Source organism: Frigoribacterium sp. CFBP 8754 (assembly GCF_014841815.1).
Classification (GTDB): Bacteria; Actinomycetota; Actinomycetes; order Actinomycetales; family Microbacteriaceae; genus Frigoribacterium; species Frigoribacterium endophyticum.
In genome coordinates this window covers 334,314-349,262 of record NZ_JACYUO010000001.1, presented here as the reverse complement: position 1 = coordinate 349,262, position 14,949 = coordinate 334,314, and the positions used below count along the sequence as shown (strand labels likewise).

Below are 14,949 nucleotides of genomic sequence, written 5' to 3'. Positions count from 1 at the left end.
CGGCGGTCGGCCCGTCGACGCGGGGCCGCCTCGTCGAGACTACCGGCGAGCGGGCGGGCTCCGACAGCCCCGACCGACACCCGATGTCGGCTAGCGCGACGACCGTCGGCGACCCCCTAAGCTCGGCCCCAGCACCCGTACCGACTGGAGGTCACCATGGTGGACGCCCGCATCGTGCAGACCACGAAGGCCCTGCACACGGCCATCGTCGACCTCGCGTCGAAGCAGCCCGTGTCGACCATCACCGTGGCCGACGTCACCCGCGCCGCCGGCATCAACCGGGCGACGTTCTACAGCCACGCCACCTCCCCCGGCGCGCTGCTGACCGCGGTGATCACCCCCGAGCTCGACGCGATCCGGGCGGCCGACGCCGCGGCCCGCGACGCCGCGCCCGACGCCGACGGCGCGGAGATCACCCGCCGCGGGGTCGAGAAGGTCGTCGACCACGTCGTGCGCTACCGCGAGATGTACCGCCTCGCGCTGCCCGACCCCCTCGACGCGTCGATCCACCAGGCCCTCGCCGGCCACTTCGAGACCTCGTCGCTGCAGCACATCTCGCGCCTGCCCGAGGGCGCCCTGCCCGAGGGCCTGTCGGTGCACATCGCGGCCGGGTTCTTCGCCCACGCCCTGGTCGGCGCGGTCGAGGCCTGGCTCGGCGGCAAGCGCACCAGCCGCAAGACCCTGCTCGACACCATCGTGGCGATGGTGCCCAGCTGGTGGCAGTGACCCCGAACTGACCGACGCTCCGTCGCTGCGGGTCAGCGCGGAGCCCGGCGTCGCTGAGCCGAGCCGTCGCTGAGCCGGGCCGTCACCGACCCGTGTCGTCGGCGAGCCCGAGCTGCACGACGGCCGGGCCGAGCCGCAGCACACCGTCGCTGAGCGGCTCGCAGCGCACGCCCCCGCGGCCCCGCATCGCGCGGAAGGCGCCCGGCGCGAGCTCGTGGTCCATCCACGCGCACGGGTTCGCCGCGCGGGTCGCGCGCAGCCGCACCGGCCCCTCCCCCGAGTCGACGCTGAACGTCGTGCCGCGCAGCGCGTCGACGTCGAGGCCGCGCAGCACGACGTTCCGCCGGGTGGCCACCGCGTCGAGCGGCCCGTCGACCCCGAGGAGGCGCGCCACCGTCTCGAGGGACTCCGCCGCGAACACGGTCACCTGAGCGCCGCGGTGGGCGGCCCGGCCGAAGTAGCGGTCGCCGACGATGCCCAGCCCGGCCCGGACCTCGACGGAGCTCGGCGTCTCCGGCCCGAGGGCGGGCTCCGCGCCGTCCGCGGGCCGCCCCACGTAGCGGGAACGGGGCGAGGCGAGCAGCAGCTCGACCGTGACGGGCACCGACCGGGGCGGGCCGGCCTGACCGCCCCGCGCCTCCTCGGGGCCTCCGCCCTGCCCTGCGCCTCCGGTCACGGCACCACAGTACCGGGGCAGGGACGACGAGAGCCGACCGCCCGGAGGGGCGATCGGCTCTCGCTGCTGTGGTGCTGTGGTGCTGTGCTGCGGGTGGGACTACTTCGTCAGCGGCTCGAGGGTCGGGTCGTTGGCGTAGGCCTCGGCCGCGTTGTCCTTCGTGACGATCTGCGGGGGCAGGAGGTAGGCCGGGACGATCTTGCTGCCGTTGTCGTACGACTCGTCGTCGTTCGTCTCGGCGGTGTCGCCCTCGGACAGCGAGGAGACCATCGCGATGGCCTGCTTGACCAGGTTGCGCGTGTCCTTGTTGATGGTGCTGTACTGCTCGCCGGCCATGATCGACTTGACCGACTCGACCTCGGAGTCCTGACCCGTGACGACGGGGACCGTCTTGCCGGCCTGCTTCACCGAGGTGATGATGGCGCGGGCGAGGGTGTCGTTGGGGCTCAGGACGCCGTCGAGCTCGGTGGAGCCGTAGGTGCTGGTGAGCAGCGAGTCCATGCGACGCTGGGCGTTCTCGGCCTTCCAGCCGTCGGTCGCGGTCTGCTTGATGTCGGTCTGGCCCGAGGCGACGACGACGGTGCCGTCGTCGATCTTCGGCTGCAGGACGCTCATGGCGCCGTCGAAGAAGACCTTCGAGTTGGCGTCGTCGGACGAGCCGGAGAAGAGCTCGACGTTGTACGGGCCCTCCGCCTTCTTGGCGGCCATGCCGTCGAGCAGGGCCTGGCCCTGGAGCTCGCCGACCTTGAAGTTGTCGTACGCGACGTAGTAGTCGACGTCTTCGGTGTTGAGGATGAGGCGGTCGTAGGCGATGACCACGGCGCCGGCGTCGTGGGCGGCCTTGACCTGGGTGCCGAGCTGGGCACCGTCGGCCGCGCCGATGATGATCACCTTCGCGCCCTTGGTGACCATGGACTGGATCTCCTCCTGCTGGTTCGCGACGGTGCCGGAGGCGGCCGCGTACTGCACGTCGGGCTTGAAGCCCGCCTCGGTGAGGCCCTCGGTGAAGAGGTCGCCGGCGAGGACCCAGTTCTCGCTGGTCTTCGCGGGCAGCGCCACGCCGATGGTCGAGCCCTGCTCGAAGCCGGACGCCGCGTCGCCGGAACCGGCGTCGGTGCGGGCGGAGTTGGAGCAGCCGCTCAGGATCAGCGTCGTTGCTGCGGCGACCGCCATGGTCGCCAGCGCGATTTTGCGCATGCTGTGTCTACTTTCTCGTAGGGATCACTTGGTGGTGCGGGGGCGGTCGTGGTGACGACCGCCCGGGGAGGCGGAGCCGACCGTCGGTGGTCGGCCCGCGGGTGGGTCTAGTTGGGGGTCGAGGCCTTCGGGCGCTGCACGTCGCTCAGGTCGCCGTTCGGCTGCAGGGCCGGCGTGGTGCTCTCCGGGCTCGTGCCGACGCCGGACTGGTTGCTCGCCAGGGCGCCGTCGGCGGGAGCGGCGACGCCGTTCTTGTCGCGGCGGAGGCCCCGGGTGAGGAAGCCCGTGATCGACGGGCGGCCCTGGCTCTTGTTGTAGACGTCGACGGCCACGGCGATCAGCAGCACGAGGCCCTTGATCATCTGCACCTTGTCGGAGCCGACGCCCATGAGCTGGAGGCCGTTGTTCAGGACGGCGATGACGAAGCCACCGACGATCGAGCCGGTCACGGTGCCGATGCCGCCGGCGACGGCGGCGCCGCCGATGAAGACCGAGGCGATCGCGTCGAGCTCCCAGTTCAGGCCGTCCTGGGGGCCGGAGGCACCGGCCCGGGCGACGTAGATCATGCCGGCCAGCGAAGCGAGCACCGACATGTTCATCATGACGAAGAAGTTGATGCGCTTCGCCTTGACGCCGGAGAGCTCGGCGGCGTGCGAGTTGCCGCCGACCGCGTAGATGTGGCGGCCGAAGATCGTGTTCTGCGTCACGAAGCCGTAGACCAGGACGAGCACGCCGAGGATGATGCCCGAGATCGGGAAGGAGGTGCCGACGCGGCCGCCGCCGAAGAGGGTCGCGGCGTAGGCGATGATGCCGACGAGCACGACGAGCTTGAGGACGCTGACCCAGAGGGGCGCCATCTCGGAGCCCATGGCGCGCTGGACGCGGCGGAGGCGGAACTCGCGGTAGACCACGACGAGCGCGAGCACCAGGCCGAGCAGCAGCGTGGCGTTGTTGTAGCCCGTGTTCGGGCCGAACTCGGGCAGGTACCCGGCGCCGATGACGGTGAAGCCCTCGGGGACGGGCAGCGTGTCGGCGTTGCCGACGAACTGGTTCGCACCGCGGAAGAGGAGCATGCCGGCCAGGGTCACGATGAACGCGGGCACGCCGACGTAGGCGACCCAGAAGCCCTGCCAGGCGCCGATCACGGCGCCGACGACGAGGCCGAACACGATGGCGACGGGCCACGGGAAGTTCCAGCTCGTCATCGACGTGGCGACCATGATGCCGCTGAAGGCGGCGACCGAGCCGACCGAGAGGTCGATGTGGCCGGCCACGATGACCATCACCATGCCGATGGCGAGGATGAGGATGTACGAGTACTGGCTGACCAGGGCGATCAGGTTGGTCGGGTCGAGCGTGAGCCCGCCGGTGAGGAACTGGAAGATCAGGATGGCCACGACGAGCGTCGCGATCATGCCGAACTGGCGAGCGTTCGACTGGTTGCCGCCGAACACCTTCTTCAGGTCTTTGATGCCACTCATGCGGCGTTCTCCCTCTTCTTCGAAGTCATGCTTCTCATGAGCGTCTCGGCATCGGCCTCGGACGCGTCCATCTCGTTGGTGACGGTGCCCTCGAAGATCGTGTAGATCCGGTCGGAGAGCCCCAGCAGCTCGGGCAGCTCGGAGGAGATGACGATGACGCCCTTCCCCTGTGCCGCGAGCTGGTTGATGATGTTGTAGATCTCGAACTTCGCGCCCACGTCGATGCCGCGGGTCGGCTCGTCGAGGATGAGCAGGTCGGGGTCGGTGAACATCCACTTCGCCAGCACGACCTTCTGCTGGTTGCCGCCGGAGAGCTTGGCCACGCCCTCGTCGACCGTGGGCGTCTTGACGCGCAGGCTCTTGCGGTACTCCTCCGCGATCGAGTGCTCCTCGTACGTGTTGACGACGGAGGCCTTCGAGATCTTGGAGAGCTTCGCGGCGACCGTGGAGCGCTTGATGTCGTCGAGCAGGTTCAGCCCGAGCACCTTGCGGTCCTCCGAGACGTAGGCGAGGCCGTTGTCGATGGCGTCGGAGACGTTCTTGATCTGGACCGTCTCGCCGTCCTTGATGATCTGTCCGGAGACGAACTGGCCGTACGAGCGGCCGAAGATGCTCATCGCGAGCTCGGTGCGGCCAGCGCCCATCAGGCCCGCCAGGCCGACGATCTCGCCGCGGCGCACGGAGATGTTCGAGCCCTTGCACACGAAGCGCTCGGCGGTCTGCGGGTGGCGGACCCACCAGTCCTTGACCTCGAAGAAGACCTCGCCGATCTTCGGGGTGCGGTCGGGGAAGCGGCTCGCGAGGTTGCGGCCGACCATGCCGCGGATGATGCGGTCCTCGTTGACGCCGTCGGCCTTGACGTCGAGCGTCTCGATCGTCTTGCCGTCGCGGATGATCGTGATCGAGTCGGCGATCGCCTCGATCTCGTTGAGCTTGTGGCTGATCATGATCGACGAGATGCCGCGGCCCTTGAGCCCGCGGATCAGGTCGAGCAGGTGCTGCGAGTCAGCCTCGTTGAGCGCCGCGGTGGGCTCGTCGAGGATGAGCAGCTTCACGTTCTTGTTCAGCGCCTTGGCGATCTCGACGAGCTGCTGCTTGCCGACGCCCAGGTTCTTGATCGCCGTGTCGGGGTCGTCGCCGAGGCCCACGCGGGCCAGCAGGTCGACGGCACGGGTCTTCGCCGCGCGCCAGTCGATGGCCCCGCCGAACTTCGTCGGCTCGTTGCCGAGGAAGATGTTCTCGGTGATCGAGAGCTCGGGGATGAGCGCCAGCTCCTGGTGGATGATGACGATGCCCTGCGACTCGCTGGAGCGGATGTCGCGGAAGCGCATGACGTCGCCCTGGTAGACGATGTCGCCGCTGTAGCTGCCGTACGGGTAGACGCCCGACAGCACCTTCATCAGCGTCGACTTGCCGGCGCCGTTCTCGCCGCAGATCGCGTGGACCTCACCGGCACGCACCTGCATCGACACGTCGTCGAGCGCCTTGACGCCCGGGAACTCCTTGGTGATGGAGCGCATCTCGAGGATGACGGGAGAGTCAACGGCCACGGCCGGCACCCCCGGGGATCCCGCTCATCGTGTTCGGTGCACTGGGCACACTGACCTCCACGTTCGACCTCTTCGTCGGCCGACCGCCCCTCTCGGGTGCGGCGGGCTCGTCCTGACTCGTCGCTGTCCGGGCCTGACGACCAGGTCGGACGACCTGGCTCCTGTGACACCGGATGTGACCGTTCACACCGCGACTGGAGCAAAGCTAGACCCGCTCATGGCCGCTGTCAAATGCCGTTGCCGTTCCGTTATCCGCGCCGGTCCGAGGGAGGCGGGGCGCGACTCCCCCCGGTCCGTCACCGTCGGCCGACAACGGTGTCACGACCGCCGCGGGCGGGCGACGTCGGCGGTCAGGGCGGAGCGTCGACGCGGTGCCCTCAGAGGAACCACGGGCGGGCCGAGGAGCCGCGCACGATCAGCTCGGGCGCGACCAGCGTGCGGTCGACGACCGTGCCGCCCTCGAGCTCGGAGACGACGAGCTCGACGGCCCGTCGCCCGATCAGCTCGAAGTCCTGCCGCACGGTCGTCAGCGGCGGCCAGAGGTGCGCCGCCGTCGGGGAGTCGTCGAAGCCGACGACGCTGACCTCCCGCGGCACGTCGACGCTGGCCTCGCGGAACGCGTGCAGCAGCCCGACGGCCATGAGGTCGTTCGCGGAGAAGACCGCCGTGAAGTCGCGGCGGCGCAGCAGCTCCTTGCCCGCGAGGTAGCCGAAGTCGGCGGTGAGGTCACCGAGGATGGGCGGCTCGATCGAGAGCTCGGCCTCGCCCATCTCGTAGAGGAACCCCTGCATGCGCTCGTCGGCCTCGATCCAGTCCTGCGGGCCGGCGACGTGGACGATGTGCTTGTGGCCGAGGTCGATGAGGTGCCGGGTGGCCAGGCGGGCCCCGGCGTGCTGGTCGACCGAGAGGCTGTGGGCCGTGGTGCGGCGCGTGCTGTCGAGGGCGACGATCGGCACGCCGAGGTCGAGCTGGTCGAGCACGTCGAAGAACTTGCGCTGGGGGGCGATGACGATGATCGCCTCCACCGCCTGGTTGGTCAGCAGGTCGACGCTGGCCCGGACGTCGTCGTCGGCGCGCGTCGTGCTCGCGATGCTGAGCCGGTAGCCGGCCGCGCGCGCCTCGAGCTCGATGGCGTTCACCATGGTCTGCGGGCCGAAGTGGACGTTCTGCAGCGTGAGGACGCCGATCGCCCGGGAGCGGCTCGTGACGAGGGCCCTGGCCGCCTGGTTCGGGCGGTAGCCGATCTGCTCGATGACGTCGAGGACGCGCTGCCGCGTGGCCGGCCGGATGCTCGGGCTGTCGTTCAGCACCCTCGAGACGGTCTGGTACGAGACCCCCGCCAGTGCCGCGACGTCGCGGATGTTGGGAGCGCGCACCTTGTCGACCTCAGGTTTCACGTCGCTCCATCGCTGATGGCGATGTGACCGTACACATCGCGCGGAGACCATTATGCAGCGCCGCTCCGACGACGACGACCGCGGGCCGGGGAGGCGCGGTGCCCGCGGCCGGTCAGGTCACGTCGCGCGGCACGGCCCGCCCGGTCACCGCGAAGGCGAGCAGGGCCACCGCGAGCGCGACGGCGAAGCACGCCACGAACGCGATCGGCTCGGCGGCCCCGCCGAGCTGCACGAACGCCGCCCCGGTGACGGCGAGCGCCACGGCGGAGCCCGACGAGTCGGCGATCGTGAGCGCCGAGCTGTTGAAGCCCTTCTCGTCGTCGCCCGAGCCCCGCAGCACGAGGACCGAGAAGCGGGGGTACATGAACCCCATGCCCGCCCCCGCGAGCGACCACCCGAGGATGACTACGGCGGGCGTGAGGTGCAGGAGCGGCGAGGCCACGGCCGAGAGCACCCCGACCACGACCGACGCGACGCCGATCCGGATGCCGAGCAGCTGCGGCACCCGGGCGCCCAGGCGCCCCTGCGCCCAGCTCGCGCCGGCCCAGGCCACGGCGCCGAGCGTCAGGGTGATGCCCGACGCGGAGGCGGAGAAGCCGTACTCGGACGAGAGCATGTAGGGCAGGTAGACGTCGCTGCCGAGGAAGGCGGCGCCCACGAGGCCGCGGAGGAGCACGAGGGTGGGGACGCCCGGGGCCGCCCGGAGCGTGCCCCGGGGCAGCAGCGGCCGCAGCGCGACGCCGAGCACGACGACCGCCACGACGACCACCGCGGCGGCCGCCCCCAGGGGCAGCTCGCTGAGGAGGTTGAGCGCCAGCACGGCGAGCGCCGCTCCCCCCGACCACGCGATGCGGCCGACGCTCCACGCGACGCGGGGCTCTCCCGGGGCGACGACCGGCGGGCCGACCCGACGGAGGCTCGGCAGGATCATGAGGAAGGCGGGCACCGCGAGCACGAGCGCGCCGAGGAACACCCAGTGCCAGCCGACGGTCTCCGCCACGGTGCCCGCGACGACCGGCCCGACGAGCCCGGGCACGACCCAGGCCGCGGCGAACCCCGCGAAGATCGACGGGTGGAGCGCCGGCGGGTAGAGCCGCGAGACCATCACGTAGAGGCCGACGATGACGGCGCCCGAGCCCAGCCCCTGGACGAGCCGCCCGGCGAGCAGCACGACCATGTCGGGCGCCGTGCCGACGATCGCCAGGCCGACCCCGAAGGCCAGCACGGAGGCGACGATCACCACCCGGGGCCCGCTGCGGTCGGCCCAGTTGCCGGCCACCACCATGCCGACCACTCCCGTCGCCAACGGGGCGGCGAAGGCGAGCGAGTACAGCGGCTCGCCGTCGAGCTCGCGGGCGATGACCGGCATCACCGTCGTGACCGCCAGCGACTCGAAGGCCGCGATGCCGATCAGCGCCACCATGCCGAGGGTCGCCAGCAGGTACCGCCGCGAGAGGACGCCGCCCTCGCGCTCGGCGGAGGGGGCGACGGTGCTCATGCGGCCAGCCTAGGCCGGTGCCGCGGTGCTCAGGAGGCGCTGCGGTCGAGCGCCTGCTCGACGTCGGCGAGCAGGTCGGCGACGTCCTCGATGCCGACCGAGAGGCGCACCACGGTGTCGGGGACCTCGAGCTCGGTGCCGCGCACGGAGGCGTGGGTCATCTCGGTCGGGTAGCCGATGAGCGACTCGACGCCGCCGAGCGACTCGGCGAGCTGGAAGAGCTCCGTCGACTCCGCGAAGCGACGGGCCGCCGCGGGGCCCGCGGCGAGCGACACCGAGATCATGCCGCCGAAGGCCGTCATCTGGCGGGCCGCCAGCTCGTGGCCGGGGTGCGACTCGAGGCCCGGGTAGTAGACGCGGTCGATCGCCGGGTGCGCCTCGAGGGCCTGGGCGAGGGCCAGCCCGTTCGACGAGTGGCGGTCGACGCGCACGCCGAGGGTCTTGATGCCGCGCACCGTGAGCCACGCCTCCATCGGCGCCGAGACCGCGCCGGCCCCGAACTGGATGAAGCCGATCGCCTCGGCCAGGGCCTCGTCCTTCACGACGAGCGCACCGCCGACCACGTCGGAGTGCCCGCCGATGTACTTCGTCGTCGAGTGCACGACCACGTCGGCGCCCAGCGCGAGGGGCTGCTGGAGGTAGGGCGAGGCGAAGGTGTTGTCGACCACTACGAGCGCGCCGGCCGCGTGGCCGATCTCGGCGAGCGCCGCGATGTCGCTGATCTTCATCAGCGGGTTGCTGGGGGTCTCGACCCAGAGCACGGCCGTCTCGCCGGGGCGGACGGCGGCGCGCACGGCGTCCAGGTCGGTCATCTCGGCCGTCTCGAGCGTGACGCCCCACGGGGTCCAGACCCGGTTCACGAGGCGGTGCGTGCCGCCGTAGACGTCGTTGCCCATCACGATGCGCGACCCGGGCTTCAGCACCGACCGGAGCAGCGCGTCCTCGGCCGCCAGGCCGGAGGCGAAGCTGAAGGCCGCGGTGCCGCCCTCGAGGGCGGCCAGGAGCTCCTGCAGGGAGTCGCGGGTCGGGTTCGCCGACCGCGCGTACTCGTAGCCGCCGCGGAACCCGCCGATGCCGTCCTGCACGAAGGTCGACGACTGGTAGATGGGCGGCACGACCGCGCCGGTGCTGGGGTCGAAGGGCTGGCCGGCGTGGATCGCCCGGGTGGAGAAGCCGGCGGAGCCGAGGTCGTAGCTGGTGTCGCTCATGGGGCGCCTTTCGGGGTGAGCAGGAGGTCGGTGAGGGAGCGGGGTGCCGGAGCCCGGGGCGGGCCGGGCCGGCGGCCTAGGCGGAGAGGAAGGCCAGCACGTCGTGGCGGGTGACGACGCCCACGGGGGCGCCGTCGTCGGTGACGAGCAGGGCGTCGGCGGTCTCGAGCGACGCCCGGAGCCCGGCCAGCGACTCGTTGACGCCGATCAGCGGCAGGGCGGCCCCGACGACGCCGTCGAGCGTGTCGTCCATGCTGACCGCCCCGGTGAAGACGTGCTCGAGCAGCGCCTTCTCCTCGACGGCGCCGACGACCTCGCCGATGACGACGGGAGGCTCGGCCGTGAGGACGGGCATCTGCGAGACGCCCCAGCGCGACATGATGCCGACCACGTCGCGGACGGTGTCGGTGGGGTGCGCGTGCACCAGGTCGGGCAGCTCGCTCTCCTTCGCGGCGAGGACGTCGCGCACGGTGCGCCCGTCGACGCTCTCGCTGAAGCCGTAGGCGCGCATCCAGGAGTCGTTGAAGATCTTGCCGAGGTAGCCGCGGCCGCCGTCGGGCAGCAGCACGACGACGACGTCGTCGGGTCCGAGGTCGCGGGCGACGTCGAGGGCCGCCGCCACGGCGAGGCCCGACGAACCGCCGACGAGCAGGCCCTCCTCGCGGGCCAGCCGACGCGTGAGCTCGAACGAGCGGGCGTCGGAGGCGGCGATGATCCGGTCGACGACGCTGGGGTCGTAGGCCGAGGGCCAGAAGTCCTCGCCGACGCCCTCCACGAGGTACGGCCGGCCCGTCCCGCCGCTGTAGACGCTGCCCTCAGGGTCGGCGCCGATGATCTGGACGGCGCCGCCGCTGACCTCTTTCAGGTACCGGCCGGTTCCGCTGATGGTGCCGCCCGTGCCCACGCCGGCGACGAAGTGGGTCACGCGCCCCTCGGTGTCGCGCCAGATCTCGGGGCCCGTCGTCTCGTAGTGGCTCTGCGGCCCGGCCGGGTTGGCGTACTGGTTCGGCTTGAAGGCACCGGGGATCTCGCGGACGAGCCGGTCGGAGACGCTGTAGTACGACTCGGGGCTGGTGGGCTCGACGGCCGTCGGCGTCACGACGATCTCGGCGCCGTAGGCCTTGAGCACGTTGCGCTTGTCGTCGCCGACCTTGTCGGGCAGCACGAACACGCAGCGGTAGCCGCGCTGCTGCGCCACGAGGGCGAGGCCGACGCCGGTGTTGCCGCTCGTCGGCTCGACGATCGTGCCGCCGGGCTTCAGCAGGCCGTCGCGCTCGGCGGCGTCGACGATGCGCGTCGCGATCCTGTCCTTCGAGGAGCCGCCCGGGTTGAGGTACTCGACCTTGACCAGCACCGTGGCCGTGATGCCCTCGGTCACCTTGTTCAGCTTGACGAGCGGGGTGTCGCCCACCAGGTCGAGGACGGTCTCGGCGTACTTCACGGCGTCTCCGGGTTCTCCGCCGCCGTCGTGGGGCTCGCGGATCGGTGGCCGCCGCACGGGGCGGGGCCTGTGGTGAGGGTCGGGGGCGGGAGGTTCACCCGCCCCCCGAGTCTACCGGCGGCCCTCCGACGTGTGACGGTGGACGACGGGCGGCGGGGACGGGCCTCGCCGACACGCGCCCTGTGGACGCTCTTCCCAGACGGGCCTGGGGAGAATGTCGGTGACGCATCCACGACCGTCCGCGGCCCCGGCCGCGCCGGGGCCCTCGTGCTCCCGGCCTCCGTCACGCAGACTGGTCTCGCGGAGACGAGCGTGCGCCGGAGCGGCGAGCTCGTCCGGCGTCGCACGACGAGGACCGCCCCCGACCACCGATCCCCCATCGCAGAGGACCAGCACCGTGGCCAGCACCGACAAGAACAAGCCCAGCGTCAAGCAGCAGCGCGACGCCCGCCGCCAGGAGAAGGTCGCGGCGCTGAAGCGCCAGCAGGCCGTCCAGAAGCGCAACCGGGTCGTGGGCATCTCGATCGCGGCCGTCGCGGGCGCCGCGGCCGTCGCCCTGCTCGTCACCTTCGTCGTGACGAGCGGCCAGCCCCGGCAAGACCCGGACGACATCACCGTCGCCGGCGTGCAGACCTGGGACGACCTGACGGCGAACCACGTCACGGGCTCCGTCGACTACGAGATGACCCCGCCGGCCGGCGGCGACCACGCGGGCGTCTGGATGAACTGCGGCGTCTACACCGAGCAGGTGCCGAACGAGAACGCGGTGCACGACCTGGAGCACGGCGCGATCTGGTTCACCTACGACCCGGCACAGGTGACGGACGACCAGATCGCCGCCGTCACCGACCTGGCGCCCTCGACCTACTCCGTGGTCTCGCCGTACGAGGGCATGGACAGCCCGATGTACGTGAGCGCCTGGGGCGCCCAGCTCGCCTTCGACGACCCGGCCGACCCGGCCGTCGCCGACTTCGTCACCAAGTACTGGAAGTCCAGCGCCGCCCCCGAGCCCGGTGCCGCGTGCAGCGGAGGCGTCGACGGGCCCGGCCGGGTCTCGTGACCGACGCGGGCGACGGCACCACGCGCTCCGACGCGACCGGTCAGGGAGGCGCGCCCCGCGACTCCGGGGCCCGTCGGCTCCGTCTCGTGGTCGCGGCGGTGCTCGCCCTCGCGATCGTGCTCGTGGCCGGCGTCGCCGTCGGCCGCCTGAGCGCGCCGGCGCCGGTCGTGCCCGGCGAGCGCAGCGTGGAGGCGGGCTTCTCGCGCGACATGCAGGTGCACCACGAGCAGGCGGTCGAGATGGCCATGGCCGTCCGTGACCGGAGCGACGCGGACGACGTGCGGACCATCGCCTACGACATCGCGACCGCGCAGTCGCAGCAGGCCGGTCAGATGTACGCGTGGCTCGAGCTCTGGGGCGACTCGCAGGCGCCGACGGAGCCCACGATGACGTGGATGACCCGGCCCACCCTCGACGGCAGCTACGGCGACCACGACCACACGGCCGGCGCAGCGCCGACCGACGGGTCGTCGGCGCCGTCGCACACCCCGGGCGACCCCATGCCCGGCCTCGCGACCCCCGAGCAGATGGCCGAGCTGCGCGCGGCCGACGGCGTCGACGCCGAGCGCCTCTTCCTGACCCTGATGATCGCCCACCACCGGGGCGGCATCGAGATGGCCAAGGCCGTGCTGGCCCGGAGCGACGACCGTCAGGTCGGCGACTTCGCCCGGGGCATGATCATGACCCAGGAGAGCGACATCGACGCGATGGAGCAGATGCTCGAAGCGCGCGCCTAGGCCTCCCCCGCCGCCGCGCCCCTGGCTGCGCCGGCGGGGACGGAGCCCGCCCCTGCCTCGACCGAGGCGACCTGCTGGCCGTAGAGGTCGGCGTAGACCCCGCCTCGCTGCACCAGCTCGTCGTGCGTGCCGCGCTCGACGACCTCGCCGGCCGCCACGACGAAGATGACGTCCGCCGCGCGCACGGTGGAGAGCCGGTGGGCGATGGCGATCGTCGTGCGACCCCGGGCGGCGGCGTCGAGCGCCTGCTGCACCACGCGCTCGCTCACCGTGTCGAGCGCGCTCGTCGCCTCGTCGAGCACCAGCACGGCCGGGTCCTTGAGCAGGACGCGCGCGATGGCGATGCGCTGCTTCTCGCCGCCGGAGAGGCGGTAGCCGCGCTCGCCCACGACCGTGTCGTAGCCCTCGGGGAACGACACGATCGTCTCGTGGATGTTCGCCTGCCGCGCGGCCGCGACGAGCTGCTCGTCGGTGGCGTCGGGGCGGGCGTAGCGGAGGTTGTCGCCGATCGTCGCGTGGAAGAGGTACGTCTCCTGGCTGACGATGCCGATGTTCGCCACGAGGTCCTCCTGGTCGAGCTCGCGCACGTCGGTGCCCGCGAAGCGCACCGCCCCCGACGACGCCTCGTAGAACCGCGGGATGAGGTACGACACCGTCGTCTTGCCCGCCCCGCTCGGCCCGACGAAGGCCGCGAACTGCCCCGGCTCGATGTCGAAGCTGACCCCGCGGAGGGTCTTCTGGCCCGGCTCGGCGTCGGGGTAGCTGAACACGACGTCGTCGAACTCGACGCGGCCGAGGGCCGAGCGGTCGACGCGCCGCGGCGTGCCCGTCTCGGTGATGGCCGGCTGCAGGTCGAGGTACTCGAAGATGCGGGCGAAGAGCGCGCCCGAGGTCTGGAGGTCGAGGGCCACGCGGAGCAGCCCCATCAGCGGGAAGGTCAGGCGCGCCTGCACGGTGGTGAAGGCGACGATCGTGCCGGCGGTCACGGGCACGTCGCGGAGGATGAGCCAGGCGGCCACCAGGTAGATCAGCGCGGGGATGACCGACAGGAAGATCTGGACCACGGCGAAGAACCACTGGCCGCTCATCTGCTGCCGCACCTGGAGGCCGATCTGGGTGCGGTTCTCGGCCGAGTAGCGCTCGACCTCGGCCTGCTGCTGGTTGAAGCTCTTCGCGAGCAGGATGCCGCTGACGCTGAGCGCCTCCTGCGTGATGGCGGTCATGTCGGAGAGGGACTCCTGCGTCTTCGTGGCGATCCGCGCGCGCACCTGGCCCACCCGACGCTGGGCGACGACGAGGAGCGGCAGGAGGATGACGGTCACGACCGTCATCTGCCAGCTCAGCACGAGCATCGAGACGAACGCCGCGATCACCGTGACGGTGTTGCCGAGCACGCTCGAGATCGTGTTGCTGAGGACGTTGGCCACGCCGCCGACGTCGTTCTGCAGCCGGGACTGGATGACGCCCGTCTTCGTGCGCGTGAAGAACGCCAGCTCCATCCGCTGAAGGTGCCCGAAGAGCCGGATGCGGAGGGCTCCCATCACCTGGTTGCCGACCGTCGCGGTGAGCCAGGTCTGCCACACGCCGATGCCGGCGCTCAGCACCCAGAGCAGCATCATGGCGCCCACGAGCTCCAGCAGCACGGGGACGTCGGGGCCGCCCGCGGGGAAGAGCCCGAGGTCGAACGCCTGCTTCGTCAGCAGCGGGGGCAGCACGCTGATCGCGGCCCCGATGAGCACGAGGACGACCGTGACGACGAGGGCCCGGCGGTACGGGTCGAACAGGCCCCGGATGCGCCGGAAGAGGTCGGGGATGCGCGGCGCCGCGGCGTTCGCGGCCTTCTGCGCCTGCGCGTCGCCGCTCGAGATGCGGCCGCCGCCGCGGACGCCGCCCGCGGCGACCGAGTTCGTCCTGCTCATGCCGTCACGGTACGCCGTGCCGACGACACCGCCGGACCACCGCCTCCCGGGGCCTCGCC

General features: G+C 71.7%; 12 protein-coding genes. 3 read left to right on the top strand and 9 right to left on the bottom strand.

The window, feature by feature from the left end:
* Positions 1 to 156: 156 nt before the first annotated feature.
* On the top strand, positions 157 to 726 hold the full coding sequence (locus IFT72_RS01670) for a TetR/AcrR family transcriptional regulator (protein WP_056053096.1): 570 nt from the start codon (positions 157 to 159) through the stop codon (positions 724 to 726).
* Between the two features lie 82 nt (positions 727 to 808).
* On the opposite strand, the gene IFT72_RS01665 is transcribed toward IFT72_RS01670, so the two are convergent.
* The 8 genes from IFT72_RS01665 to IFT72_RS01630 all read right to left on the bottom strand — a co-directional run bounded on the left by IFT72_RS01665 (position 809) and on the right by IFT72_RS01630 (position 11,174).
* Positions 809 to 1,402 (bottom strand): MOSC domain-containing protein, encoded by a 594-nt coding sequence (locus tag IFT72_RS01665; RefSeq protein WP_371741136.1) that lies wholly within the window; start codon positions 1,400 to 1,402, stop codon positions 809 to 811.
* Between the two features lie 99 nt (positions 1,403 to 1,501).
* Entirely contained in the window at positions 1,502 to 2,599 is a 1,098-nt protein-coding gene (locus IFT72_RS01660) for a sugar-binding protein (RefSeq protein WP_167258530.1), read from the bottom strand.
* A 107-nt stretch (positions 2,600 to 2,706) separates the two neighbouring features.
* Positions 2,707 to 4,080 (bottom strand): multiple monosaccharide ABC transporter permease, encoded by a 1,374-nt coding sequence (gene mmsB / locus IFT72_RS01655; protein WP_082514259.1) that lies wholly within the window; start codon positions 4,078 to 4,080, stop codon positions 2,707 to 2,709.
* Complete coding sequence (gene mmsA, locus IFT72_RS01650) at positions 4,077 to 5,600, bottom strand: multiple monosaccharide ABC transporter ATP-binding protein (RefSeq protein ID WP_056055678.1); 1,524 nt, start codon at positions 5,598 to 5,600, stop codon at positions 4,077 to 4,079. Before mmsA ends, mmsB begins: the two co-directional genes overlap by 4 nt.
* Before the next feature lie 407 nt (positions 5,601 to 6,007).
* On the bottom strand, positions 6,008 to 7,027 hold the full coding sequence (locus IFT72_RS01645; RefSeq protein ID WP_056053090.1) for a LacI family DNA-binding transcriptional regulator: 1,020 nt from the start codon (positions 7,025 to 7,027) through the stop codon (positions 6,008 to 6,010).
* A 112-nt stretch (positions 7,028 to 7,139) separates the two neighbouring features.
* Positions 7,140 to 8,525 (bottom strand): MFS transporter, encoded by a 1,386-nt coding sequence (locus IFT72_RS01640; protein WP_192045389.1) that lies wholly within the window; start codon positions 8,523 to 8,525, stop codon positions 7,140 to 7,142.
* 29 nt (positions 8,526 to 8,554) lie between these two features.
* The gene (locus IFT72_RS01635) at positions 8,555 to 9,733 is read right to left on the bottom strand and encodes a cystathionine gamma-synthase (protein ID WP_192045388.1); all 1,179 of its coding nucleotides are present in this window, start codon (positions 9,731 to 9,733) and stop codon (positions 8,555 to 8,557) included.
* A 76-nt stretch (positions 9,734 to 9,809) separates the two neighbouring features.
* Positions 9,810 to 11,174, bottom strand: a complete 1,365-nt coding sequence (locus IFT72_RS01630) for a cystathionine beta-synthase (RefSeq protein WP_185231797.1) — start codon at positions 11,172 to 11,174, stop codon at positions 9,810 to 9,812.
* Between the two features lie 397 nt (positions 11,175 to 11,571).
* Here IFT72_RS01630 and IFT72_RS01625 point away from each other — a divergent pair, with 397 nt between their 5' ends.
* On the top strand, positions 11,572 to 12,234 hold the full coding sequence (locus tag IFT72_RS01625) for a DUF3105 domain-containing protein (RefSeq protein ID WP_056053075.1): 663 nt from the start codon (positions 11,572 to 11,574) through the stop codon (positions 12,232 to 12,234).
* Entirely contained in the window at positions 12,231 to 12,971 is a 741-nt protein-coding gene (locus IFT72_RS15840) for a DUF305 domain-containing protein (RefSeq protein WP_371741135.1), read from the top strand. Before IFT72_RS01625 ends, IFT72_RS15840 begins: the two co-directional genes overlap by 4 nt.
* Here the strand turns inward: IFT72_RS15840 and IFT72_RS01615 are convergent.
* Entirely contained in the window at positions 12,968 to 14,890 is a 1,923-nt protein-coding gene (locus IFT72_RS01615; RefSeq protein WP_192045386.1) for an ABC transporter ATP-binding protein, read from the bottom strand. The genes IFT72_RS15840 and IFT72_RS01615 overlap by 4 nt on opposite strands.
* Between the last annotated feature and the right edge of the window lie 59 nt (positions 14,891 to 14,949).